A 25,060-nucleotide genomic window follows, 5' to 3' on the forward strand; every position below is an offset into this window, starting at 1 on the left:
GGTGGGAAGTTCGCCGCAGCTCACTAACGTCGCACGTACCTTGCGCGGTCGCGGCGGTGGACGGTGGGGGTTTGGCCGATCACGGCCTTGAAGGCGGCGGTGAACTTGGAGGGGCTGTCGTAGCCCACGGCCAGGCCGATGTCGGCCACGCGCAGGTCGGTTTCGCGCAGAAGCGCGGCGGCGCGCTCCATCCGGAAGGTGCGCAGGTACGCGTACGGCGGCAGGCCGTACACCCCCTTGAAGCAGGTCTTGAACGCCGTGGGCGGCAGCTCGAAGCGGTCGGCCAGCTCGTCGATGGTGTGCTCGACGGTGAGGTCGGCCACCATGAAGTCGCGCGCCGCCTTCACCTTCTCCACCTGCGCGCGATAGAAGTACGGCCGACGCTCGCGCACGGGGCCGGGATCGAGCACCTGCAGGAACAGCAGCAGCTCCAGCACTTTGAGCTGGAAGTACGTCGTGCGGATCTCGTCGGGCACGGAGTACAGCTCGCAGAAGATGTGCTCCGCGCCCGGTGCGTCGCGCATGATGAAGGGGTCGCCGCCGCGGCAGAAGCGATCGCGCAGCGCGCGCAGATTAACCGGGAACCCGCCGAGCGCTTGGGCGATGGAGCGCTCGGCGCGGGCGAGGTCGAAGGACACGGTGATGCCGCGGTAGTGACCCAGCGGCAGGACGAACATGCCGGTATGGCGGGAGCGGTCGTCTATCTTGAGGTCGCCGGACGCCACGTAGGAGTAGGCGCCGCCCGCGACGGGCTGCTCGATGCGCCCCTCGCGGCAGTGGTCGATGCACAGCATGTCCGGGCCGGCCACGAACCCCGAATCGTACGCGTCCAGCCGGAAGTCGTTGAACGAGAGCCCCACGCCGTCGAACACCTGGCAGAAGGCCATGGACCCCTCGCCCGTGTCGTTCTTCACGCGGAGCACGGCCCCTCCCGGCCGCTCCTCCACGACGCCTTCGCCACCCGCCATCACGCACGACAGCACATCGCCCGCCTCGCCCATCGATCAGCCCGCCTCCAATTCGTACGCGAAATCGCAGCTGCGGCTGAGGAATTCGCAGTCGTGCGTGACCACGACGATGCAGATGTTCCGTTCAGCCAGCCCTTTCACCAACCGGCTTACCTCAACCATATGCCCGAAGTCAAGCCCGCTCGTCGGCTCGTCCAACAGCAGCACCTCCCGCCCGGCGAGCAAGGCGCAGGCCACGGCCAGCCGCTGCTTCTGGCCGCCGGACAGCGCCATGGGGTGGCACGCCTCCAGATGCTCCAGGTCGAGGGCCGCCAGCACCTCGTCCACACGAGCCGCGTCGACGCCGCCCGCCGACAGCTCGCACTCCCCGCGCACGCTGTCGCTGAACAGCTGATGGTTCACGTCCTGCATGACGAGCGAGCACCGGCGGCGGCGCGCGCGGGCGTCGAGCGACGCGCCGTCGAAGCGCAGCTCCCCCTCCGTCGCGCGCTCGAGGCCCGCCATTGCGCGCACGAGCGTCGACTTACCCACGCCGTTCGCGCCCGTCACGCCCACCACCGCGCCGCGCGGGACGTCGAAGCTGACCGGGGCGAACACGCGCCGCTTCTTGCGCAGGCTGGCGAAACCGCGCAGCGACAGCCCGTGCTCGAGCGCACCCGTCGCGCACGCGGGGGCCGCCGGGCACGTCACGGCCATCGCGACGGCGGGGTCGACGGCGCGCAGGCCCAGGCGGGCGCGCTCCTCCTCCGACAGCGCGCGCAAGTCCTCGGGCGAGAACTCACGCGCGACGCGGCCCCCTTCGATGAGCACCGCGCGGTCGATGAGATCGGCTACGAAGTACAGCCGGTGCTCGGCGACGATCACCGTCTTGCCGCGCGCGAGGATGGCAGCGATCTGGTCGTGCAGCACGCGGATCGCGCGCGCGTCGAGGTTCGCGGTGGGCTCGTCCAGCACGTACACGTCGGGGTCCATCACGTCCACCGAGGCGAACACGAGGCTCTGCTTCTCGCCGCCCGACATCTTCGTCACGCCGCGGTCGAGCAGGTGCTCGACGTGCAGCGCCCCCACCGTCGCCCGGATGCGCTCCTCGATCGCGTCGGCGTCGACCCCCGCCGCCTCCAGGCCGAACGCCAGCTCGTCGTTGGAGGTGAGGTTGAAGAACTGCGATTTCGGGTTCTGGAACACGCTGCCCACGTGCCGCGCGAGCTCGTGCATGGCGCAGCGCGCCGGATCGAAGCCGCACACCTCCACTTCGCCCATGCGCTCGACCCCGGGCTCGAATTGCGGGATGAGGCCGTTGATCAGCTTCGTCACCGTGGTCTTTCCCATGCCCGAGCGCCCGCACAGCAGCACGCATTCGCCGCGGCGCACGGTGAGGTCCACGCCGTCCAGGATGAGCGCGTCGCCGGCCCCGCGGCAGGACGCATCGCGCAGGCGGACGACGACCGGCGCCTCGCCGCCGCGCGCCGCGGCGCGCCCGCCGCCGCGCGCCTCAGCGCACTGCCGAGCCGCCGCCATCAGTACGCCCCTCCCCACAGCGCCACGACCACGACCGCCGCCGCGGACGCCGCGAGCACCGCCCAATCGGCGGCGCGCATGCGCAGCCGCTCGGTGTCGGTAGAGCGCACCGGGTTCTCGATGCCCCGGCAGGTCGCGGCGCGCGACAGCTCGTCGGCCGTGGTGGTGGCCGACATGATGAGCGGCACCACGAAGCATTCCAGCCGCTCGGAAGCGGGGATGTCGCGCAGGCGCATGGCGTCGCGGATGTGCGCCATCTCGTCTTTGAGCGCCGGGAAGTAGCGCATGGTCACCGTGAGCGGGATGAGCACCACCTGCGGCACGCGCAGGCGCTCGAGCGCGGCCGTCAGACGGTGCACCGAGCATTCGGCCACCAGCAGCGAGCCCACCATGAGGCACAGGAAGATCTTGCGCGAGAACGTGAAGCTGATGGTGAACATGGTGGCTGCAACGCCTCCGACGTGCGGGAACACGAGATTGAGCACCGCCCACAGCACCGCGTAGCCGCCCGCGAACCCAAGCGCCATCCTCACGTGCCCCGTCAGCGCCTGCAGCAGCGCCACGCCCAGCACGAGGCCCAGCTCAACCGTGAGGCTCTTCGACATGAAGGCCACCACCGACGCCGCCAGTAGCACGCCCATGATGGTGCGCGGGTCGAGGTCGAGCACGCCGGAGCGCGGCGCCCGGCCCAGCACGCGACGATCCTCAAGCGCGTAGGCGGCCTGCATTAGACGAGCCCCGCCTTCTCGAAGTGCTTCTTGAACAGGCAGCGCGCGATGTACGCGCCCGCGAGGCCCGCCACGATGGTGACGGCGAACATGGCGATCAGCATCGGCGTCGTGGACAGCGCGTCGAGCGACGCCAGGTAGTCGGCGCCCATGCCCTGCTCGGCGATCTGGGAGACGAACGAGTCGTGGAACACCCACAGCGGCAGGGGGCTTCCGCACATGCCCAGGCCGAACACCGCGTACGCCACCGCGTTGCCGAGGAAGCTGCGATAGCGCGCAACCGCGCGGATGACCTCGGCGACAACGCAAGATGCCGCCATCATGGCCAGGATGAGCGGCGTGAACATGCCCGTCGCGAAGTAGATGAGCGCCACGATGAGCCCCATGATGACGACGGCGCCGGGCTTTTGTACCTTCGCGCACATGAGCATGAACGGGATGCCCGCGAACAAGCCGTCGAGCGCCGGCATGAACACCCACAGCGCCGGATGGATGCCGCCGCACAGCATGAACACGAACTGGATGACGAAGTAGATGGCCGTGAAGATGCCGATGTTGATGAGGTCGCGGCCCTTGAGCACCTTCCCCTCGCTCGGGGAAGGTGCCGGGCTCGCCGTCGATGCGACGCTGCTTGCCATGAAGGTCTCCTTACTTGTTAGCCAAGGGTTACTTATATCGGAGACAGTATGCGGCAACGGGGCAGACGGTTCTAGTCCGATCGGACAGCGCTGTTCCATTCGGACGGGAAACTCTCGCGCGTCATGGTGCGCACCTGCTCAAGCCACGTGCGGCGGTCGGCCGGCGTGCTGTCGGCGACGACGCGGAACATAACCCGATCGAACGCGGTCACGCCGCAGAAGTCGCAGATGCAGTCGCGCCACAGTCGCTGCAGCGGATCGCCGAAAGCTTCGAGCTCGCGCGCTTCTGGCGTGTTCGACGTGTTGAACACGAGCACCGCGCGGGCTTTCAGCAGGCCGATGGGCAGGCCGCCGCCGGAATCGCCCTCGGCGAACCCGTAGGCCACGCCCTCCCGCAGCACGCGATCGACCCATCCCTTGAGGATGGCGGGCGGCTGCCCCCACCAGTTGGGATGCACGACGACGATGCCGTCGGCCTCCTTGATCTCGCGTTGGTGCAGGGCCGTCAGATCGTCGGCCGGCACATCGCTGACCAGCTCGGACGGGGGAATCACCGGGTTGAAGCCCTCCGCGTGCAAATCGTGGAACGCCACCGCATGGCCGTCCTCCTCCAGCGTTTGCACCACGGTCCGGGCGATGGCCGCGTTGAAGCTGCCGTCGTAGGGATGCCCCAGGATGACCGAAACGTTCATGCCGTCCTCCGGTAGATGGCGCAGTTGTTGGGGGTTTCGTACAGGTCCACCTGGGACACGGGGAAACCCTGCTCCGTCAGCCGGTCGCAGACGTAGCGCGCCAGGTTTTCGGCGGTGGTGCGGAAGGGCAGGACGGTCAGGCTGAAGCCCTCGGCCTCGAGGGCGGCCAGCGTCGTCGCGGCCAGCGAGCCCTCTTCCACGAGGAAGGTGTGGTCCAGCTCTTCGGCCAGGTCGCGCACCGCGCGCTTGAACACGCCGAAATCAACCACCATGTCCTTCATCGTGCCATCGGCTTGCAGGTCGGTGACCTCGAGGTACACCACCGCTCTCCACCGGTGGCCGTGCAGGTTCTCGCACTTGCCGTAGTAATCGGTCAGGAAATGGGCCGAGTCGAAGCTGGCCTCGGTTTTCAATCCGTACATGATGGCTCCTTTGCATGGCCGCTGTGTTCGCCGTCATGATAGCACACTCCCACGGTCGCATCCCACCTGTGCGCATAGAACGAATGTTTCACGTGAAACATCGGGAAGGGGCCGGACGTCCGCGGCGGCGGGCGTGGTGGCGGGCGGGGGGGGGGGCGGAAGCGGCCCGGGCGCGTCGTCCCGGGCCGCCTGCCCGCCTACTGCTCGCGCCGCCCGCGCACGAGGATCGTCTGGTGCGGACGGAGCTTCGCGGCGAGGACGTCGGCTCCGTCGGCGGCGCTCACGTCGCCCACCTCCACGAGGCGCTCCAAGCCGCTGCGCGAAACGCCCAGCTTGGCCCGCAGCACCTCGGCCAGGCGCAGGCCCGCAAGGTCGCCGCCGTCGATTTCAACCCGGCAGTCCTCGCCGCCGGCGGGCCGGTCGCCTTCGACGACGAAGGCGACCTTGCCCCGGCGCGCGCCGTTGCGCCTGAGCAAGCCGACGTCGAGCGCGCACCGCAGCGCCATCGCGGGGTCGTTGCCCGTGAACCGCTCGAGCTCTTCGCGGTCGATGCTTCCCGGGCGCCCACGGCTGATCACGGCGCTGTTCCACACGCTTCCGCACGTGGCGCACCGGTAGATGAGCCACACGTCCAGACGTTTCTTCTGGGCGTTCACGCGAAACAGGCCCGTGGACGCGAACTCCGCATCAGCACCGCAGGTCCCACAAGGGCGCAGCGCGACCGGCGCGGCGGTCGCCTCCACGCGCCATATACTCGTTTTCATGATGGTTGTTGCCTTCCTTCGCAATCCGAATACGTTCGAAATGGAAGGTGGGCACAGGCGGCACCACGCCGTTATTCAGCTTTTTCATACAGGGAGCCTCTCTGATTGTCTGTGCATCTCAACCGGACGGCCCATCGCAAAACAGCCGCGCGCAGCGGCGGCAGGCGGACGGGCAGCGCCCATCACGAAGCGGCCGCGCGCGGCGCGGCAGCGGATGGGACGGATGTGTCGCGTGGTTTAGAGGTTGGGAGGAACAGTCATGAGAGGAGAGCCTTTCGTTGGATTGCGGGCCGTGCGGCCCGGGCCGCCATCATACCGGGCGACCCGCCGCGCGTCAACCGAGCGCTCTCAGCCGCGCGCGTCGAGCGCGGTTACCAGCTTCCGGAACGAGTCCTCGCACAGCAGTGCTCGAGGCGGCACGCCTCCTCGTCGGCGACGACGGCCTCCACGCCCGCAGCGCGCAGCAGAGCGCGGAAGAACGCATGGCGTTCGCTGACGCGCTCGGCCACGGCGCGCCCCTCGGCGGTGAGCCGCACGTCGTGGGCCACCACGTGCACGAGCTTCTGGCGCTCCAGCTTGGACAGCGCCTTCGACACGCTCGCCTTCGACACGCCCAGCCGGCCGGCTACGTCCACGGCGCGGACGTAGCCGTGCTCGCGCTCCAGCGCCAGCACGGCTTTCAGATAGTCTTCGGCAGACTCATGAACAGGCTGCTTCACCTGCACCTCCTCTCCGCGCGGGCGGCCGCCGCGCGCGCAGTGCGTTTCCCTTCCCTCCGGTATAGCAGAAACGGGCCGCCCGTTCCGCTCCAAACAGCCGCGCGCCTACTCCGATCGGACATTTCGCAGGCGACGCGCGACGGCGCGCGCCCTACCCTGCCAGGCGCCAGCCGGCGGCTTCGCGACGCAGGTTCACGAAGTCGCGATAGAGCCCCTGCTCGCCCATGAGCTGGTCGTGCGTGCCCCGCTGCACGATGCGGCCCTCGTCCACCACGAGGATCTGATCGGCGCCGGCCACCGTGTTCAGGCGATGCGCGATGGACACGAGGGTCTTGCCGCGCGTGAGCTCGCCGATGGCGGCGATCAGCTCGTGCTCGTTCTCAGGATCGACCGAGCTCGTGGCCTCGTCCAAGATGACGATGGGCGCATCCTTCATGATGGCGCGCGCGATGGAGATGCGCTGGCGCTCGCCGCCCGAGAGGCTGGCGCCGCCCTCTTCGAGCACCGTGTCGTAGCCCTGCGGCAGCTGCATGATGAACTCGTGGCAGCGGGCGCGCCTGGCGGCGGCCTCCACGTCGGCATGGGTGGCGTTCGGCATGCCGAACTTGATGTTGTTCTCCACGGTGTCGTTGAACAGGTACACGTTCTGGAACACCATCGACACGTGCGCGAGCAGGCTCTCGGCCGTGCCCTCGCGCACGTCCTGGCCCCCGAGCAGCACCGCGCCGGCGTCCACGTCCCAGAATCGGGCCATGAGGTTCACGAGCGTCGTCTTGCCCGAGCCGCTGGGCCCCACGATGGCGCAGCTCGTGCCCTGCGGGATGCGCAGCGACACGTCGTCGATGACGCGCCGGTCGGCGTCGTAACCGAACGAGACACCGTTCATCTCGATACCGAAATCGGCGGGCGCGAGCGGCGCGTCCGTCACGTTCTGCTTCGGGATGTCGCACACCTCGTCGACGCGGTCGAGCTCGCCCTCGATCTTCTTCGTGAGGAACGCCGCATCGTTCGCGTGGATGAGCTCGCCGTAGATCATGAACGCGGCCACGAGCAGCGTGAGCGCCCACGACAGCGGCAGCGCGCCGTTCAGGTACAGCGCGCAAGCGGTGAACAGCACCGCGCAGCTGGCCAGGTTGAACACGAGCGCGTACAGCTTGAGGATGCCCTGCGCGGCGGCCTCCTGATGGTAATCGGCCGCGCGCTTCTGCTGGAACGACGCCTTCGCGGCGGCCAGCGATTCGTCGGGCGTGGCGAACGTGCGCAGCACGGCCATGCCGCGAGCGTACTCGATGACCTTGTCGGTCATGGCCTCCTGCGCGGCGGTCACCTCGCGCGTCACGCTGGTGGCGCGGCGGCGCAGCACGTTCAGCACGCACAGGCCCGCGGCGATGCCCGCGAACGTGATGGCCGCGATGGGCCAGGCCACGGCGAGGAAGAACAGGCTCATGATCACCGCCATGGCCACGCCGCCCGTCAGACCCGTCAGGCAGATGGTCATGAACTCCTCCAGCTGGTGCACCGTCGTGGTCAGCGTCGTGGTGACGGCCGACAGGCGCTGCTCGGAGAAGTAGCCCATGGGCGCGGCCTTCAGCCGGTCGCCCACGCGCAGGCGCAGGTCGCGGAAGATGTGGAAACCCTGCGCGTCCATCGTGATGTCCACGAGGTACTGGAACACGTACTGCCCGATCACGCTGACAGCCAAGATGCCCAGGCATTGCAACGCCACGACGGCGTCGAGATGGTCGCGGTTCTCGAGCGCCCAGAACACCGCGCCCAGCATACCGGCCATGAAGAACGCTTTCAGGATGTTGCACACCATGCCCCACGTCAGGCTGCGCCGCGCCGCCGGAGAGAAGCTGCCAGCCAGGTCGAGCACGCGTTTGATGAGCGCGAACATGCTACATCGCCTCCTTGATATCGTTGTCGCCCGTCGCCGAAACGTCAGCGAGGGTTTCCCCGGTGCCACCGGGGGAAGCCGCAGCGTCGGCCGGTTCCGCCGTTCGTAGAACAGCGGAACTTCTGTGCTGCTCCCACATGCGACGGTACAGCGGGCAGCATTCCAGCAGCTCCTCGTGCGTGCCGCGGGCGACGATGCGGCCGGCGTCCATGACGAGGATCTGGTCGGCGCCCGTCACGGTGGACAGGCGGTGCGCGATGGTAACGAGCGTCTTCCCGGCCACGAGCTTGCTGATGGCGCGCTCGACGAGCGCCTCGTTCTCGGGATCGGCGTAGGCCGTCGCCTCGTCGAGGATGACGATGGGCGCGTTCTTTAAAATGGCGCGCGCGATGGCGATGCGCTGCTTCTCGCCGCCGCTCAGCCTCTCGCCCGCCTCGCCGGCGCGCGTGTCGTAGCCCTGCGGCAAGCGGCTGATGAACTCGTGGCAACCCGCCGCGCGGGCGGCGGCCTCCACGTCGGCCTGCGAGGCGGCAGGACGCCCCATGCGGATGTTGTCGGCGAGCGTGCGGTCGAACAGGAACGTGTCCTGCGCCACGTAGGAGATATGCTCCATGAGCTGCTGGTACGGGATGTTCCGCACATCGACCCCGTCGAACGCGACGCGCCCGTCCGTTGCGTCCCAGAACCCGGCCATGAGCTTCGCCACGGTCGATTTGCCCGAACCGCTGGGCCCCACGATGGCCGTGATCTGCCCGGGATGCGTCTCGAAGCTGACGCCGTGCAGCACCTCGGCCCCCTCGTGGTAGGAGAACGACACGTTCTCGAACGCGAACGACTCGCCGTCCAGCCGCACGCGCTCGGCGGGGCGCACGAGCTCGGGCGCGCCCAGGAAGTCCCAGATGACGTTGAGGCACACGTCCATGCGCGAGATCTGGCCGCCCGCCTGCGCGAACTTCAGCAGCGGCGCGATGAAGCCCAGCGGGATGACGATGCACGTCAGGAATATCGGCAGCGTCAGCTGGCCTGCGGACATGAGCCACACGCCCAGCGGCAGCGACACGAGCAGCGTGCACGGCACCACCGACTTGACGGCCGCCATCCACACCCAGCTCTGCTTGAACCACGCGAGCGTCGAGTCGTGGTACTCGGCGACCGCGGTGGAGAATCCGCCGTACGAGCTGGCCGTACGCCCGAACGCCTTGATCACCTGGATGCCGTTCACGTACTCCACGAGCGACGAGTTCATCCGCTGCTCGCTGCCGATGTAGCGGGCCATCTTCGGCTTGTAATCGCGCATCATGGCCGCATAGAACAGCACGCCCAGCGGGATGGTGGCCAGCCCGGCCAGCCCCATGCGCCAGTCGAGCGCGAACACGATGACCATGGCCAGCAACGGCCCGAACACGTTCGACGGCAGCTCGGGCATGAAGTGGGCGATGGCGTCTTCCAGCTGGTTCACGTTGTCGACGAAGCGGTTCTTGAACGTGCCGGTGGGCGTGTCGATGATCGTGCCCATGGGAACGCGCTCCATCTTCTCCGCCATCTGGTCGCGCATGGTGGCCAGCGCCTTGAACGCGATGCGGTGGCTCATCATGGACGAGCGCCACGTGCAGAAGAAGCGCGCGACGTGCGCGAGCGCGGCGACGGCCGCCAGGAGGGCCGCGCGCTCGAACGTCAGCGTGCCCTCGATGAGCCCCGCCGCCAACAGCGCGATCACCACGTAGGGCACCATGCCCACGGCCTCGCCGATACAGGCCAGCACGAGCGAACACACCATGCGCCCGCGATCCGGCCGCATGAAGTAGTACAGCTTCGCGAACGCGCTTGGCCGCACGTCGCGGTTCGCCGGAGAAACTTCCATTGGTCAACTCCTCAAGTTAGCTTTATCAAACTTCGCTCAGAATGCCCGAAACGCGCGCCCGCCGGCGCAGGATCGAGGGACTCCCGCCGCATCGCGGCACCGAAACGACTATTCGGGGTTGCGGAGCGCGCTCGCATCGCCAGGGCCGTCGAAGCCGACCTCGACCGCCGACCCGCCCTCGCCGATGCGCAGCACCCGGTCGCACGCCGCCAGCAAGAACTCGTAGTCGTGGGTGATCACCACGATGCCGCGCCCTTCTTCGGCCAGATCCCGCAACAGCTGCGCCACGCCCATCATCGACGCCCAGTCCAAGCCGCTCGTGGGCTCGTCGAGGCACACGACCTTCGCATCCTTCATGTAGGCCACCGCGATGGACAGCCGCTGCTTCTGGCCTCCCGACAGCGATGCCGGGTGACGGTCCTCCAGCCCCGCAAGCCCCATGCGCGCAAGCGCTGCGCGCGCTCGCGCCACGCGCGCCTCGTCGGCACGCTCGCCCAGAAGCAGCTCGGCTTCGACGCTTTCCGCGAACAGCTGGCAATCCGAATCCTGCATGACCAGGTAGCTTGCCCGCACGCGCTCCTTCGGCCGCAACGAGACGCCGCCGATGGACACCGTGCCCGCGCACTCCGTCTTGAGGCCGCACACGAGGTCGATCAGCGTGCTTTTGCCCACGCCGTTGCGTCCGACGATGCCCACGACCTCGCCCTCCCGCACCGAGAACGACGTTCCCTTCAGCACGGGCGGCGCGCCCCGATAGCCGAAGCTCACGTCGTGCACTTCAAGGGCCGCGGGTCCCCGGGCCTCCGCGCGCGGCACGGCGCGCACTTCGTCGAGGCTCGACGCGCGCAAGCCCAGCTCGTGCGATGCCTCGGGCGTAAGACGCGCCAATTCTCCCGCGGCGAAACGCCGCTCCACGCGCCCTGCGCGCAGCAGCAGCGCCTCGTCGGCAAGGTCGGCCAGATAGTGAACCCGATGCTCGGACACCACCACGGTCACGCCGCGGTGCAACAGCGTCTCGACGATGGTGCGCAGCCGAGCGGTGGCCACCTCGTCGAGGTTCGCCGACGGCTCGTCCATCACCACCACGCGCGGGCGCATCGCCAGCACCGACGCCACCGCCACCGCCTGCTTCTCGCCGCTCGACAGGTCGAAGATGCTGCGGTCCATCAGGTGCGCGACGCCGCACGCTCCGGCCGCTTCGGCCACGCGTCGGCGCATCTCGAGCGCGGGAACGCCGAGGTTCTCGCACGAGAACGCGATTTCGGATGACACGTCGGTGGCGAAGAACTGGCTGCGCGGATCCTGGAACACCGACCCCACCGCGCCGGCCAGCCGCTGCACGCTGACGGAAGCCGGCTCCATGCCGCACACGTCCACCGAGCCGTCGAGCGCGCCTCCCTCGAAGAAATGGGGGACCAGCCCGTTCAGCAGGCGCGTCGCAGTGGTTTTACCGCACCCGCTCGCGCCCAGCAGCAGCACGAGCTTCCCGCCGCCCGCGCGCAGGTCGAGGCCGCGCAGCGCAGGCTGGCCATCGTGGGCGTAGCGAAACGTCGCACCTGCCACCACCACCTCGTTGGCCGTCATAGCGCGCTCACCGCCCACGCGACGTAACCGGCCGCCGTGCAGACGAGCACCGCGGCCGTCACGAGCGCCCCCGACGCTCCGATGCGCACGTCGCGGTACGTCGTGCGCGCACCCACAAGGTCGAGGCCGCGCGTCATGGCGGAAGCGGCCAGATCGTCGGCGATTTTGATGGTGCGGATGATGAGCGGCACCAGCACGTACTCGAGCGAGCGGCCGGGATGCAGCACCAGGTTGCGCACCGAGAGCTCCACACCGCGCAGCCGCATGGTGGCGCTGATCTTCCGGAACTCGTCGGCAGCCGTGGGAAGGTAGCGAAACACCACGGCGATGGTGATGACGAGGCCGCGCGGCAGGCGCAAGCGCTGCAGCGACGCGATGAGATCATCGATGCGCAACCCCACCGACATCCACATGATCAGCGCAAACGTAGACAGCGAGCGCGCGAAGATGAAGAAGAGAAAACCCACCATGCCCGCCACCGTGGCGTTGGGGATGAACCCCGCGCCCCACTCGGCAAGCGCCACCGCCGCGAGCACGGCCACGAATCCCAGCGCGCGACGGGCCTCGCCCGACAGCAGCCACAGCGCCGCGATAATCGCGTAGCACCACAGCAGCAGGGCACGATGCGGGCTGAACAGCGCGGCCGACCCCACCACGAGGACGATGAGCAGCTTCATCCGCGGGTCGAGGTTTCTCACCGCCGGCACGCCCGATCCCCCGTCGCGAGGCACGGCGGTCGCGTTCTGCATGCGCGCGGCCTCCATATCAGGCGATCCCCGCGCGTTCGAAGTGCTTCTTCAGCACAGCGCGTCCCAGCAGCGAGCCCAGAACGCCGCCAAGCGCGGTAACGCCCAGGCAGACGAAGAACAGAGGACCCGCCACGATATCGAACACGCTGCCGTAGAACTCAGCCATCGTGGGCACCGAGTTCAAAAAGAAGTCCTTCATGAGCACGAGCGGGGCGAACGCGCCCAGATACCAGCCCACCATGATGGACGTGAAGCTGGCGGCCATGGTGACGAAGCGCTTGCGGTCGGCGACGTTCCAGATAACCTCGCCAACCAGTGCGCCCAATGCGATGACGAGGCCGGTGAGCCAAAAACTCATACCGACGAGCAGCCCCACGAGCACGCCCGAGATGAGCACGACGCCGCGCTTGTTCACCTTCGCGTACATCAGCATGAAGATGATGCCCAACGGGATGGCCTGAATGCCCAGCGTGAAACACCAGCCGATGGGCGTCGAGCCCGCAATCATGCCGATGCTGAAATACACCACCAGTTCCAGCACGGTGAGCACCGCGATGGTCACGAAGTCGCGCACGTTCAGGCGCTCGTTGCGCGTTCCCGGCCGCTTTCCCGCGGGCACGGCCTCGGTTTCGGGCATGGCTTGCGCCTGCCCTGCGTTCTGTTGCATGGCGTTTCCTTTCAAATGTTAGATTAGGGTAACCTTTGGTTCGAGAAAAGGCGGATCCCGTCCGCCTCGTCTTCCGTTTCCTCACCGCATGTTAGAAGCCGAACACCACCTGCCAATTGAAGAACCCGGCGATGCGCTTGCAGTATCCGAGCGCCTTTTCCAGGGGGAACCCGTGGACGAGGGGCTCGAACACGGTGGACCAGTACGCCGTGAGCAGGATGTGCAACTCATCGGCGTCGATGTCGCTCACCGGCAAATCGCGTCGACGCGCCTCGTTCACGAACTCCATGCACAACGCCGTGTTGCGCGCCACGAAGTCGTGAAGGAAGTTCGCATAGGCCGTGCCCTCCGCACAGCACAGCAGGAGCCGCATCCCTTCGTAGCGCTCGTAGAAGTAGATCATCCACTGGCGATGGATATCTTCGGACAGAGCCCACAGCTCGCGAAGGTTCTTATCGTCCATGAGCGCGTAATCGCGGCGCTTCGCCTCTTCCTCAAGCGCGCGGATGTCGGCGAGCGTGGGAGCTACCACGGCTTCGAACAGATCGGCCTTCCCCTTGTAGCGTTTGTAGAGCGCACCCGTCGTCACGCCGGCGTCCGCGCAGATGCTCTGCAAGGACGCCCCCTCGAAGCCGCGGGCGAGGAACTCCCGCCGTGCGCTGTCGAGGATGCGAGGGTCGATGCTCGCGTCGGATTTCGACAAGCTTCCAACCGCCTTTCCCTCTACTGATAATTTCATTATCGATAATGTGATTATCAGTATAGAGGCGGTCCGGGCGGATTGCAAGCCCGAACTTGCGGCGCGGTTCGCGATCGACAGCGCACGGAAGCGCAATCGGCTCGCCCGCCTTCCCCGTCGGGTGCCTAGCCTTTCAGCTCCACGACGGCATCGCCGGCGAGGGCGGCCAGCAGGTTGTCGTGGGTGATGATCGCCACGGCCTTGCCGCCGGCGGCCAGGGTGCGGCACCACGCGGACACCTCGCGCACGCCGCGGCCGTCGAGGCCGCTCGTGGGCTCGTCCAGCACGATGAGGTCGGCGTCCGAGCAGTACGCCGCCGCCAGCGTCACGCGCTGCTTCTGACCGCCCGACAGGCTCGCAGGATGCCGATCGGCCAGGTCGACCAGGTCGAACGCCTCGAGCGCCTCCCATGCGCGCGCCTTCAGCGCCTCGTCCACGCGCCGCCCCAGCACCACCTCGTCGGCCACGCTGCCGGCGTACAGCTGGTAGTCGGCGTCCTGCATGACGAAGTAGCTGCGCCGCCGTCGCTCGCGGCGCGGCACGGGGCGACCGTCGAACGTCACGCGCCCCGCCTGCTCGCGCGTCGCGCCGCACAGCACCTTCGCGAGCGTGGTCTTGCCCGCCCCGTTCGGGCCCTCGATCACCGTCACCGCCCCGCAGGCGAACGCGGCATCGAAGTCGCGGATGCCCCGCTTCGTGGACGGGTAGCGGTACGTCAGCCCCTCGACCCGCCAACCGCTCGCTGCAGGCGCAACGCCGCCGGCGCCCGGCGCGGGCGCGGCCATGTCCGGATGCCGCAAGCCGTATGCCGCCGCGTCCTCCAGCCCGAGCCGTGCGAACGCGTCGGCGTTCCACCGCTCAACGACGCGGCCGGCGCGCAGGCATACGTAGGCGTCGGCCACCGGCAGCAGTTGGTGGAGCCGATGCTCGGACACCACCACCGCGGTGCCGCGGCGCTTGAGCTCGGCCAGGATGCGCACGAGCGCCTCGGAGCCCTGCGCGTCCAGGTTGGACGTGGGTTCGTCCAGCACGAGCACGGCCGGACCGCACGCGATGGCGGCGGCGAGGGCCACCCGCTGCTTCTGGCCGCTCGACAGCTCGGACAGCTTCTCGCCCAGAAGCCCTTCCACGCCGCACGTCTCGGCGGCGGCGCGCACGCGACGCACGGTTTCGGCGGGGTCCACCCCCAGGTTCTCGGCCGAAAACGCGATCTCGTCACCCACCGTCCCCATGAAGAACTGGCTGCGCGGGTCCTGCATCACCACGCCGAGACGCTCGGTGCGCTCCCGCGGCGCGAGCCGGCGCACGTCGGCGCCGCACACCTCCACGACGCCCGTCAGATCGCCGGGAAAGAACGTGCCCGCCAACCCGTCCACCAGGCGCAACACGGTGGACTTGCCGTCGCCCGAGCGCCCGCACAGCACGAGGCAGCGGCCGGGAGCCACCGACAGCGACACGTCGTCCACGCGGCTGCCCGATGCGGGCGCGGCAGAACCCGCTTCCGCTTCCAAACCTCGCTCGGATTCGTCCACGTAGCGGAACGTTGCCCGGTCGAGCAGCACGGCCGCCGCCCGCTCGCTGTCCTGCGCTTGCGCCATCACGTCACCTTCCCCCACACGCATAGCCCCGCGCACACGGCCAGCACCGCCACGGCGGCAAGGGCGTCGCGCGCCTCGAATCCCACATGATGCACCGACGTGCGCACGCCGTCGGCCTCGATGCCCCGCAGCTCCGCCGACGCGGCCAGCTCGGCCGACAGGCGCAAACAGCGCATGACGAGCGGCGTGTAGCAGCACTCGTAGGCGAGCGCGGGATGCAGCGCCACGTCGATCGCGCGCGGGAACACCCCGCGCAGCCGGATGCCGCGCACGATGGAGCGCGCCTCGAACGAGAGCACCGACGCGAAGCGGAACAGCATGCACACGCCCACGAGCACGCGCTGCGGCACGCGCCACCGCGCGAGCGCGCACATGATGGCCGAAGGAGACAGCGAGAACAACGCGCAGCCCGCCGTGAACGGCGGCACCATGTGCAGCAGGCTCACGAACAGCACCCCGTACAGCCCCGGCAGCGGCAGGAAGCTGAGGCCCGCGACGACGGCGAAGCTCGCGCACGAGCGCAGCGCCAAGCGAGCGCGCCCGTTGCCCGCCAGGTACAACGCGGCGGCCACCTGCAACAACGCCGTCTCCAGCAAGCCGGTGAGCACGATGGACGCAACGCCGAACGCCACGACGGCCAGCAGATGCGTGCGCGGGTCGAGGCCGAACAGGCCCGCGCGCAAGTCGGGGCGCGCGAAGGGGCGCGCTTGCGAGCTCGTCTCCATCGGGCGCTTACGCGATCTTCGCTTTGCGGACGTGCTTCTTCAGGAACTTCGCGCCGATGACCGCGCCGAGCGCCGTGCCGGCGGCGAACATCGCCAGCATGAGCAGGATCCACGGCAGCTCCGTGTACTGCGACACCATGGCGGCCACGTCGCTCGCGCTGTAATACGCGCCCAGCTGCTCCATATACGCGTCCTTGAACAGGAGATACGGGATGATGCCGTAACAGGCGAACGTCGCCCAGTACACGAAGAAGCCCACGGCCGAACGCACGATGCTGCGGTACGACCCCTTCCCCCACATCACCAGCTCGCCGATCACGGCGCCCACCACGGCCACGGGCGCGCAGTACAGGCCGCCCATGAACGTGTACAGGACGCCGAACAGCAGGATGGAGCCGCCCAGCACGCCGCGTTTGCCGATGCGATCGGCCATGACCAGGTAGAACGGAGTGGATACCAGCGGGAACAGCCACGATCCCACGAAGAAGGTGTTCTGCGGCGAGAGCACCGCGTCCTCCGCCAGCTTCACGACCATCGTCGCCACGATGATGACGATGTTGAAGATGACGAACGTGAGCACATCCCGCGTCGTCCACCGGTTCGCCGTCGCGGAAGCCGCCCTCTCCCCCTGCGTGTTTGCCACGTTCGATGCCATTGCGCACGCTCCTTTCCCGTCGAACGCCGCCAACCGGCAGCGCGTTGTTAACCCTCGGTAACTTTTTGGTATAATGAGCGAATCAGCCGGACGGCAGCAGCGACGACGGGCGCGCGCGACGATTCACGGCAGCGAAACGACCGTTTCGGGCAGTGCGGAACGCGCGCGATCGGCAGCCCGGGGGCAGACGGAGGAGGAAGCGAATGCGCAGCATCAAAGACGACATGTACGACGAGGCGTTCCGCCTCTGGGACATGGTGCCCGCCGGCACGGTGCCGGGGTACGGCTCGGCGGGCAGCGTCTACCGGTTCGCGAACGGCTGCGGGCACGGCGAATACTGGGCCTACTTCCACGACAACCTCTTCGCCGTCAACGCTTTCGACATGACGTTCGAGCACGCCGGCGTCATGCGCTACCGCCACGCCGAGCACCTGTCCATCGGATACTACGAAGCCGCCGACCTCATCGTGCAGAGCGGCGGCAGCACGCTGCGCGCCGGGGCCATCTCAACCTACCTCGCCGAGGAAGGCGCCGAGTACGTGGCGCTCTACCAGCCGGGTTCGGCGACCCGCGCGACCTCCATCACCATCTCGCCCGATTACTACCGCGACTACCTGCAGGCCCGCTTCGGGAACATCCCCGACGTGCGGCGCGCCTTCGCGCTGGTTGACGGTCGCACCGACTTTCCCGAGCTGGTCGCCTTGTTCAAGCAGGTGCGCGCCTATCAGGGCACGGGCATGGCGGCCACCCTGTTCTACGAGGGCGCCGTGGCCGAGGCGCTCGCGCTGGTCATCGAACGCGCGGCGGCCATCGAGGCGGAGCGCGCCGAAGGGAGCGCGCCGTCGCTGTCGAAGGAGGATCGCGCGGCCCTCGACGACCTGAGCGCCTACATCAACGGCAATCTCGCGGGCGCCTTGTCCTGCGAGGAGCTCGCGCGCCGGGCGTGCATGGGGCAGACGAAGCTGAAGGCCGCGTTCAAGGCGGCGTACGGCACCTCGCCCGCGGCGTTCGTCGCGGACGCGCGCATCGAGCGCGCCATCGAGCTGCTCAACTCCACCGACGAGCCCATCGCCCACATCGCGCGCGCCGTGGGCTACCGCAAGCCCGGCGCGTTCGCCGAAGCCTTCCGCCGCCGCACCGGCGTGCCCCCCAGCGCCTACCGCCGCCGCAGCGCCTGAGCGGAGGCGATCGAAGGATCGTCGAGGGTCGCGCCTCGAATGAAACCAGAACGAATGTTTCACGTGAAACATTCGGACGCCCGGATGCCGACCCCTTGCGCAGCTCGGGGAGAACGACGCAAGGCGAGGAGCGCAACGTCCGCGGGTCCTGCGCTGCCGCATACGTTGCGCGTCTGGCGCTTTTTCGGATCCGTGCTTGACGAACCTCCGACACTCGGGTATATGTTATCCAAAGCTAACTTATAGGCGCATCCGACACCCGCGGAGGCGCTGCCCGAGGGAGGCCGCATGGAAGCAATCGAGCAGGAACTATCGCCTTGCGAAGCGTTCGAACGCAAGCTGGTGCACCACTGCACCCCCACGCTCGCGGCGCTCAAACCCGCGAACCTGTTCACCTGCCGCAGCACCCTCTCCCCCACGGCCGTCCAGCACGGGCGACGCCCGACTGCGGCGGCCCTGCGCGACGACCAGCTGTCCGACGCGCTGCGCGCCTGCCGCGCCAAGCTAGCGCCGCACGGCGTGCGCATCGAGGTGCTGGCCCGCCGCACGAGCGGGGCGCTCGTGTACGTGTACCGGCCCCGGCTGCTCACGCGCGCCATCCAGCAGGAGCAGGTGGCCGCGTTCCTGACCGCCGAGGGCTACGACACCTCGTCGCTGTCGGCCTGCATCGAGAAGCTGCACAAGCGCATCTGCGGCACCGACCTGCAAAGCCAGATGACGGGGCGCTGCTCGTTCCCGCACGAGATCGGCTTCTTCCTGGGCTATCCCTACGAGGACGTCATCGGCTTCATCGACAACGAAGGCGAGAACTTCCTGTGCAGCGGATGCTGGAAGGTGTACGCGAAAGAGCGCGACGCCCAAACGTGCTTCTGCTGCTACAAGAACTGCACCACCATGTACCAGCAGCTGTTCGACGAGGGCGTTTCCATCGAATGCCTCGCCGCGGTGGACGAGGACTTCCCCGCCGCCGAGGCGTTCCGCGCGGCCGGCTAGCGCGCGAGCGGACGGCACGTGAGACGCGAGACGCGGCTCTGTTGAGCGAGGTGCGCGGCGCGGCTTCGTCGCGCACCTCGCTCAACAGAGAGCGCATGCGACATCCCTCGACACGAAGGAGATACCCTATGAGCAAGGTTGCAATCGTCTACTGGAGCGGCACGGGCAACACCGAGGCCATGGCCGACCTCATCGCGCAAGGCGTGCGCGCGGCCGGCGGCACGGCCGACCTCGTGCATGCCGCGGACTTCACCGCCGAGCGCGTGGAGGACTACGACGCCCTCGCCTTCGGCTGCCCCGCCATGGGCGACGAAGAGCTGGAGGATATGGAGTTCCTCCCGATGTACGACCAGGTAGAGCCCCATTTGGCCGGTCACAAGGTGGTGCTGTTCGGCTCGTACGAGTGGAACGACGGCGAGTGGATGGAGCTGTGGGAGAAGCGCGCCGAAGAAGCCGGCGTCGACGTGGCCGATTCCGTGATCGCCTACGACTACCCCGACGACGAGGCCAGCGCCGAATGCCTGCGCGTCGGAAACCTGCTGGCCGGCTAGCGGGCACGCGAACGGCCCGGGACGCGCGCCTGCCGCACGTCCCGGGCCGCCTGCGCGTTACGCCCGCGCGGCTTCCCCCTCCTCGATCGCGGCCGTCCGCGCGCGGCCCTTCCCCATCCCGCGGCACGTGCGCACCATGAGGGCGACGGCGATCAGCGCCAGCAAGCCGTCGGTGATCGCGCAGGCCAGCCACACGCCGTGGATGCCGAGGCCGCCCAGGTTCGGCACGATCAGCACGAGCGGCACGAACAGCAGCAACGGCCGCGCAAGCGCGAGCAGCGCCGCCAATCCGCCCTTCCCCAACGACTGGAACAGCGTGATGCCCATCACCATGACGCCCATCGCCAGATAGGCGACGAAGAACACGCGGAAGTCGTCAACGCCTTGCGCCACGAGCGCCGGATCGGTGATGAACAGCGACAACGCGGCCTCGGGGAACAGCATGGCGGGTATCCAGAACAGCAGCGCAAGCCCCGTCGCCCCCAGCGAGAACGCCACGGTGCACCTTCTCACGCGGTCGTACAGCCCGGCGCCGTAGTTCGTGCCCGCCGCGGGCTGGAAGCCGTTGCTCATGCCCCACAGCGGGATGAACGCGAACGACTGGATGCGCAGCGCAGCGCCGAACAGCACCTGCCACTCCGCGCCGCCCCACTCGGCCGCCGCGCGGTAGATGATCGCCTGCTGCACGAGCGTGAGCACCTGCATGAGCATGGCCGACACGCCCACCTTCGCCACCTCGGCCAGCACCGCGCGCGACGCCGCCACGCGCACGATGCGCGCCGTCTTCTCGCGCTTGAAGAACCACCACAGCATCGCGCCCGCCAGCACCGCCTGCGACAGCACGGTGGCGCACGCGGCTCCTTCCAGGCCCAATCCCTGATCGCGCAGCGCGAGGATGAACACCGGCGCGAGGACCATGTTGAGGATGGCGCCGCCGGCCATGATGCCCATGGCGCGGGCCAACTCCCCCTCGCCGCGCATGATCATGTTCGAGCTTTGGGCGAAGTTCACGAACAGGCTGCCGAGGAATATGATGCGCAGGTAGCGCTCCCCCAGGTCGAGCATGGCGCCTTCCGCGCCCGTGAGCGCGAGCAGCGGGCGGGCGAACGCGACGCCCACCACCGTCACGGCGAGGGACAGCACGAGGTTCATGACGACGAGGTTGCCCATCACCTGGTCGATGCTCTTCTGATCGCGCGCGCCGATGGCCCGCGACAGCACGGAGGCCGAGCCCATGCCGATCATGGCCGCCAGCCCCGAGTTGATGAACGTGAACGGGTACGCGATGGACACCGCACCCATCGCGTCGACGCCGATCAGCTGACCTGCGTAGATCGCGTCGACGAACGTGTACAGGCCGATGACCACCATGCCCACGATAGCCGGCAGGCTCAACGACACCATGAGCCTGCCGGGCGATCGGGTGAGTATGAGCTCGCGTTTGTTCTCTGATGATGCCATATATGCTCCTATCGCTCTATCATGTTATCCTGATCTAACTTAGAGACGAGCGCGTCCGGGCGCAAGGGCGGGCGCGCAAACGCGTTGGAACGGAAGGAGGGCGCGTTGATTCGCGCAGACGGAAATCGGGACGGGACGGCTGCCGCATGCGCCGACTACGACATCATGCGCGAGGTGTTCCTCCCCTGCCTCGCCGACATGCAGATGGAGGAAACGCGCGCGGCGGACGTGGGCGCGCCCGAACGCGAGGGGCGCATGTTCCGCATGCCGCGCGACGTGGCCTCGGGATACTTCTGGCTGTACGCCGAGCGCGATTTCGCCATCTCGGCGACCGACATGCTGTTCCCCCGCGACTTCCGCGAGCAATGCCGGCATCCGCGCTTCGTCTCGGTGCGCTACTACCTGTCGGGAAGCTGCGTCGAGAGCGTCACGAACCGCACGGTGGAGGCACCCTACCTGGAGGGGCACGTTCTGGACACGCCGCATTGGGACTGCCTGTGCCGGGCCGGCACGCCCATCCGCAACGTCGAGATCATGCTCGCCCCGCCGTTTTACGAGCAGTATTTGCGCGAGGTGTACCGGGATGAGGCGTTCAGCGCCGAGGAGGCGTTCGCCAGCATCGACGGGCTTTCCGACTTCCCCGAGATGGTGGTGCTGCTCAAGCAGGTGGAAGCCTACCGCGGACGCGGCGCGTCGGCGCGGCTGTTCTACCGAAGCAAGGTTGAGGAAGCGGTGGCGCTCGTCGTGGACAAGTCGCGCGCGATGGCCGGCGAGCGCACCAGCGAACTGGCCAGCGAGGACATGCACGCCATCGAGCGCGTGCGGCGGCGCCTGGAGCAGCAGCTGGCCGCGCCCGTGGACGCCGACGAGCTGGCCCGCATCGCCTGCATGGGCCAGACCAAGCTGCGGCGCACCTTCAAGCAGGCGTGCGGCTGCACCATCGTGGAGTACCGCCAGCGCTTGCGCTGCGCGAAGGCCGCCGAGCTGCTGGCCGTCGGCGACGCGCCCGTGGCGCAGGTTGCCGCAGCCGTCGGCTACCGCCCCGAGCGCCTGGCCGAGCTGTTCGCCCGCACCCACCACACCACCCCCAGCGCCTACCGCGCCGCCATGCGCTAGGCGGGCGGAAAAGAAGGGGGCGCCTCCTCCGAACCCAAGGAAGCGCCCCCTTTTCGCTTAGGCGGCCGTGAACTCGGCCACGTCCGCGAGCGGGCTGGCTGCGCCGGCGTCGTTCACCGAGCGCACGAGCAGCCGGTAGAACCCGGGCCGCTCGGGCGTGTACGAGAACGTCCAGTGCACCCACAGCTCGTCGGTGGAATCCGACACGTCGTACGTGGTCCAGTTCGCGCCGTTGTCGAGCGAGAACTGCACCGACACGATCTGCTTGCCGTAGTCCTCGGCGTACCCGCTGAACGTCACCGGCTTGCCCACGGATACCTGCATCGGAGCGATCATCGTGTGTCCCCTAGCCCTGCGTTCCCGCGAGCACGCCCGCGTTGGGGCTGTTGGGATGCTCGTCGGCCGCACCCGGAGTCGCGGGCGCGACGTCCTCGGTGGACACCACGATTTCCACGACGTCGCGCACGAAGTAGTTCGCCGGCGTCTTCGTCATCCACAGCTGGTTGCTGCCGCCCACGGAGGCCGACAGGTCCTCGTCGTTGATCTCGTAGGACAGCACCGCATGGCGCCCCACCACGTAGCCCAGCGGGAACGTCTGCTGCGTGCCGTCGGCCGACACGAACGTCACGGCGTTCGCACCCGAAGCCGCGCCGGCCTTCGCCAGCAGATGCTCCACCGGGATGCCCGTCACGTCCGCGGTGACGATGGCGCGCCCGCCGGCGGGGTTGCCGCCGCAGGTGCAGGTCATCACGTTGCTGGTCGACTCCTCGTTGGCGAGGTCGCCCACCGAAGCGGTGAACGCCGTTTCCACGTCGCCCGACACGGACAGCTTCCAGCCCAGCGGGTTGTCCGCCACGAGGGGCACCGTCGCGCCGCAGATGGCCTGCGACACGCGCTGGAAGAAGGTCTTGATCACCTCGTTGGACGTGATGGTGGTCTGGTCGAACGAGAACTCGCCCTCCACCTGGGCGGGCGTGACCTGCGTGCTCTCGACAGCCGTGCCGTTCGTCGCGGCCTCGGTGCCGCCGGCGGCCACGGGCTCGTCGGCAGCGGGTTCGCCGGCCAGCGCCACCGCCGGCGCGGCCGCCATGGAGGCGACCATGGTGAACCCCGCGAGGGCAGAGATCGTGGCACGACCGCGTTGCGTCGTTGTTTTCATTATCGTACCCCCTACTCTACCGTGAACATGAACTGGGTGTCGTACTGGCAGACGCGATCGGCGCCGTCAGGCGTGATGCTGGTCGTGCGGATGTCCAGCAGGTAGGCGCCGGCCGCGGGCGGCGTGAAGTCCATGCGCCAGTACGTCCAGTTGTCGGCGTTGTTGTCGGGCGTGTCCACCACGGTCCACGTCTCGCCGTGATCGAAGGAGAATTCCATCTTCTTGATGGGCTCGTCCCACGCGTCGGCGAAACCCTCCAGGTGCACGGTCTTCGCCTCCTCGCCGGACAGCACGATGCCGGTGGGATAGTTCAGCACGCCGCTGTTGGGCTTGGAGTAGATCTCGCCCGTGCGGTCGTCGGTGAACTGGCCCACGTACAGCTCGGCGTCGATCTTGTCGTCGGGCACCGTCATGAACGTGAGGTTGGAGATGCGCTTCGTGAAGTTGCCGCCGGACGTCTTGTTCACCCAGATCATGCAGGGATAGCCCTGCGAGTTGGGCAGCAGCTCGCCGTCCATCTTCGTGACGATGACCGCGTCGTTCTCAAGCAGCCAGTCGATGCCCATCTTCGCGTAGTCGTACCCGTCGCTGCCGATGGGGCTCACCACGTTGGCGCCCGATTTCGGCTTCGCGTAGTCGATGATGGCCTTCAGCGGAATGCCCTCCACCTCGCTCTGCATGATGGTGGCCTGGCCCACGCCGTTGATGGTGCAGTCCATCTTCATGACCTGCTTCACGGTGCCGAACTGCTGCTCCATCTCGGGAAGCGTCATCTCGACGGGGTTCTCGCAATCGCCGTCGATGGAGATGACCCAGTTCTCGTAGATGGACGTGTCCACCTTGGAGTCGTCGGTCAGCCACTCGTTGGGCTCGTCCTTGACGGTTTTGAAGATGCGGTTCTCAGCCGGCGTGATGGTGGTCTGATCGTAGGTGACCGAGGCCTTCAGCTCGTCGGATGCCACGTCGGTGATGCCCTTGTACAGGTCGTACTTCACCTCGTCCCAGCGCTCGAACACGCCGGTGTTGGAGTCGATGTAGTGGCACGACTGGCAGTTCCCGTTGTCGTCATCGACGAACATGGTGCTGTTCATGTGCAGCGTGTGGATGGCGTCGGCCAGCTTGTGCCCCGAGTAGGAATCGGAGTGGCAGGCGATGCAGTTCTGATAGCTCTGCTCGGTGGGGTACCCGAAGAAGATCAGGCGATGGTACGTGGGCAGGCTCATCAGGGCGTTCTCCAACGTGTGGCACGAGGTGCAGCCGCGGTTGTCGGCGTCGAGGTAGGTGTTGTTCCACCCCAGCTCGTCGGTGGGAACCGGCTGCACGAGGTTGCCGTTGCGGTCGGTGTAGCGGCGCGGCGCTTCGGCCTTGGCGTTGGATTCGTTCTTCTCGGTGTTCTTGTAGAAATCGGGCAGCGATGCCACGCCGTCGACGAAGCGGCCCTCGGTGGGGAACCCGCTGAACGCGGACAGCTCGTCGGGGCCGTCGCCGGCCTTCGCGCTCGTCTTGCCGTCGGTGCTTTCCGTGCTCGTGCCGGCGGCCTTCGCGTCGTCGCTCATCGCCTTCGGGCTGCATCCCCAAACGGCGAACGAAGCGACCAGCGCAACCGCAACCAGCACGACCAGTGCTTTCGCTTTGCTGGGAGCGTGCAGGCGTGCACGCTCTTTCATGGTGTCTTTCA

General features: G+C 68.0%; 25 protein-coding genes. 4 read left to right on the forward strand and 21 right to left on the reverse strand.

Translation table 11 applies throughout. The annotated features are described in order from the left end of the window. Positions 1 to 23 precede the first annotated feature (23 nt). The 17 genes from H8S61_RS06430 to H8S61_RS06510 form a co-directional block, all read right to left on the reverse strand. Positions 24 to 1,001 carry a helix-turn-helix domain-containing protein gene (locus H8S61_RS06430; RefSeq protein ID WP_186938380.1) on the reverse strand — a complete coding sequence of 326 codons (978 nt, stop codon included), beginning with the start codon at positions 999 to 1,001 and terminating at the stop codon, positions 24 to 26. Between the two features lie 3 nt (positions 1,002 to 1,004). Then, positions 1,005 to 2,486, reverse strand: coding sequence for an ABC transporter ATP-binding protein (locus tag H8S61_RS06435; protein WP_186938381.1), 1,482 nt, complete (start codon positions 2,484 to 2,486; stop codon positions 1,005 to 1,007). Beyond that, positions 2,486 to 3,214: an energy-coupling factor transporter transmembrane component T gene (locus H8S61_RS06440; RefSeq protein ID WP_186938382.1), complete on the reverse strand. Its 729-nt coding sequence runs from the start codon at positions 3,212 to 3,214 to the stop codon at positions 2,486 to 2,488. The genes H8S61_RS06435 and H8S61_RS06440 overlap by 1 nt, the downstream gene beginning before the upstream one ends. Further along, entirely contained in the window at positions 3,214 to 3,852 is a 639-nt protein-coding gene (locus tag H8S61_RS06445; protein WP_009608046.1) for an MptD family putative ECF transporter S component, read from the reverse strand. Before H8S61_RS06445 ends, H8S61_RS06440 begins: the two co-directional genes overlap by 1 nt. A gap of 71 nt (positions 3,853 to 3,923) precedes the next feature. After that, on the reverse strand, positions 3,924 to 4,544 hold the full coding sequence (locus tag H8S61_RS06450) for an NAD(P)H-dependent oxidoreductase (protein WP_186938383.1): 621 nt from the start codon (positions 4,542 to 4,544) through the stop codon (positions 3,924 to 3,926). After that, positions 4,541 to 4,966 carry a 6-pyruvoyl trahydropterin synthase family protein gene (locus H8S61_RS06455; RefSeq protein WP_186938384.1) on the reverse strand — a complete coding sequence of 142 codons (426 nt, stop codon included), beginning with the start codon at positions 4,964 to 4,966 and terminating at the stop codon, positions 4,541 to 4,543. The genes H8S61_RS06450 and H8S61_RS06455 overlap by 4 nt, the downstream gene beginning before the upstream one ends. Positions 4,967 to 5,163: 197 nt before the next feature. Then, entirely contained in the window at positions 5,164 to 5,730 is a 567-nt protein-coding gene (locus tag H8S61_RS06460) for a DUF1062 domain-containing protein (protein WP_186938385.1), read from the reverse strand. 371 nt (positions 5,731 to 6,101) lie between these two features. Then, positions 6,102 to 6,449: a metal-dependent transcriptional regulator gene (locus H8S61_RS06465; protein WP_366457960.1), complete on the reverse strand. Its 348-nt coding sequence runs from the start codon at positions 6,447 to 6,449 to the stop codon at positions 6,102 to 6,104. 151 nt (positions 6,450 to 6,600) lie between these two features. Further along, positions 6,601 to 8,346 carry an ABC transporter ATP-binding protein gene (locus tag H8S61_RS06470; RefSeq protein ID WP_186938386.1) on the reverse strand — a complete coding sequence of 582 codons (1,746 nt, stop codon included), beginning with the start codon at positions 8,344 to 8,346 and terminating at the stop codon, positions 6,601 to 6,603. 1 nt (position 8,347) lies between these two features. Next, entirely contained in the window at positions 8,348 to 10,207 is a 1,860-nt protein-coding gene (locus tag H8S61_RS06475; RefSeq protein ID WP_160942010.1) for an ABC transporter ATP-binding protein, read from the reverse strand. Between the two features lie 108 nt (positions 10,208 to 10,315). Next, positions 10,316 to 11,791, reverse strand: coding sequence for an ABC transporter ATP-binding protein (locus tag H8S61_RS06480; RefSeq protein WP_186938387.1), 1,476 nt, complete (start codon positions 11,789 to 11,791; stop codon positions 10,316 to 10,318). Then, positions 11,788 to 12,540: an energy-coupling factor transporter transmembrane component T gene (locus tag H8S61_RS06485; protein WP_255466496.1), complete on the reverse strand. Its 753-nt coding sequence runs from the start codon at positions 12,538 to 12,540 to the stop codon at positions 11,788 to 11,790. The genes H8S61_RS06480 and H8S61_RS06485 overlap by 4 nt, the downstream gene beginning before the upstream one ends. A 16-nt stretch (positions 12,541 to 12,556) precedes the next feature. Next, entirely contained in the window at positions 12,557 to 13,207 is a 651-nt protein-coding gene (locus H8S61_RS06490) for an MptD family putative ECF transporter S component (RefSeq protein ID WP_186938389.1), read from the reverse strand. Positions 13,208 to 13,298: 91 nt separating this feature from the next. Beyond that, a complete protein-coding gene (locus tag H8S61_RS06495; protein ID WP_009305895.1) occupies positions 13,299 to 13,910 on the reverse strand; it encodes a TetR/AcrR family transcriptional regulator in 612 nt (203 codons plus the stop codon). A gap of 161 nt (positions 13,911 to 14,071) precedes the next feature. Then, positions 14,072 to 15,544, reverse strand: coding sequence for an ABC transporter ATP-binding protein (locus H8S61_RS06500; protein ID WP_186938390.1), 1,473 nt, complete (start codon positions 15,542 to 15,544; stop codon positions 14,072 to 14,074). Beyond that, on the reverse strand, positions 15,544 to 16,269 hold the full coding sequence (locus tag H8S61_RS06505; RefSeq protein ID WP_186938391.1) for an energy-coupling factor transporter transmembrane component T family protein: 726 nt from the start codon (positions 16,267 to 16,269) through the stop codon (positions 15,544 to 15,546). Before H8S61_RS06505 ends, H8S61_RS06500 begins: the two co-directional genes overlap by 1 nt. Before the next feature lie 7 nt (positions 16,270 to 16,276). Next, positions 16,277 to 16,924: an MptD family putative ECF transporter S component gene (locus H8S61_RS06510; protein ID WP_009305892.1), complete on the reverse strand. Its 648-nt coding sequence runs from the start codon at positions 16,922 to 16,924 to the stop codon at positions 16,277 to 16,279. A gap of 203 nt (positions 16,925 to 17,127) precedes the next feature. On the opposite strand from H8S61_RS06510, the gene H8S61_RS06515 reads away from it, so the two are divergent. From H8S61_RS06515 to H8S61_RS06525, 3 genes are all read left to right on the forward strand, one after another. Continuing rightward, positions 17,128 to 18,102: a helix-turn-helix domain-containing protein gene (locus tag H8S61_RS06515; RefSeq protein ID WP_035584274.1), complete on the forward strand. Its 975-nt coding sequence runs from the start codon at positions 17,128 to 17,130 to the stop codon at positions 18,100 to 18,102. A gap of 288 nt (positions 18,103 to 18,390) precedes the next feature. Then, on the forward strand, positions 18,391 to 19,095 hold the full coding sequence (locus tag H8S61_RS06520) for a DUF3793 family protein (protein WP_186938392.1): 705 nt from the start codon (positions 18,391 to 18,393) through the stop codon (positions 19,093 to 19,095). Between the two features lie 128 nt (positions 19,096 to 19,223). Continuing rightward, positions 19,224 to 19,646, forward strand: a complete 423-nt coding sequence (locus H8S61_RS06525; protein WP_009305889.1) for a flavodoxin — start codon at positions 19,224 to 19,226, stop codon at positions 19,644 to 19,646. 57 nt (positions 19,647 to 19,703) lie between these two features. Here the strand turns inward: H8S61_RS06525 and H8S61_RS06530 are convergent, their stop codons facing one another. Further along, positions 19,704 to 21,107 carry an MATE family efflux transporter gene (locus tag H8S61_RS06530; protein WP_186938393.1) on the reverse strand — a complete coding sequence of 468 codons (1,404 nt, stop codon included), beginning with the start codon at positions 21,105 to 21,107 and terminating at the stop codon, positions 19,704 to 19,706. A 105-nt stretch (positions 21,108 to 21,212) separates the two neighbouring features. Between H8S61_RS06530 and H8S61_RS06535 the strand changes: the two genes are divergently transcribed. Beyond that, positions 21,213 to 22,223: a helix-turn-helix domain-containing protein gene (locus H8S61_RS06535; protein ID WP_186938394.1), complete on the forward strand. Its 1,011-nt coding sequence runs from the start codon at positions 21,213 to 21,215 to the stop codon at positions 22,221 to 22,223. 57 nt (positions 22,224 to 22,280) lie between these two features. Here the strand turns inward: H8S61_RS06535 and H8S61_RS06540 are convergent, their stop codons facing one another. The 3 genes from H8S61_RS06540 to H8S61_RS06550 all read right to left on the reverse strand — a co-directional run bounded on the left by H8S61_RS06540 (position 22,281) and on the right by H8S61_RS06550 (position 25,049). Next, positions 22,281 to 22,559: a molybdopterin-binding protein gene (locus H8S61_RS06540; RefSeq protein ID WP_160942019.1), complete on the reverse strand. Its 279-nt coding sequence runs from the start codon at positions 22,557 to 22,559 to the stop codon at positions 22,281 to 22,283. Positions 22,560 to 22,569: 10 nt separating this feature from the next. Next, positions 22,570 to 23,325 carry a molybdopterin-dependent oxidoreductase gene (locus H8S61_RS06545; protein WP_255466497.1) on the reverse strand — a complete coding sequence of 252 codons (756 nt, stop codon included), beginning with the start codon at positions 23,323 to 23,325 and terminating at the stop codon, positions 22,570 to 22,572. 68 nt (positions 23,326 to 23,393) lie between these two features. Next, positions 23,394 to 25,049, reverse strand: coding sequence for a molybdopterin-dependent oxidoreductase (locus H8S61_RS06550; protein ID WP_255466498.1), 1,656 nt, complete (start codon positions 25,047 to 25,049; stop codon positions 23,394 to 23,396). Positions 25,050 to 25,060: the final 11 nt, after the last annotated feature.

The organism is Eggerthella hominis, from assembly GCF_014287365.1.
In the GTDB taxonomy this organism is placed as follows: domain Bacteria; phylum Actinomycetota; class Coriobacteriia; order Coriobacteriales; family Eggerthellaceae; genus Eggerthella; species Eggerthella guodeyinii.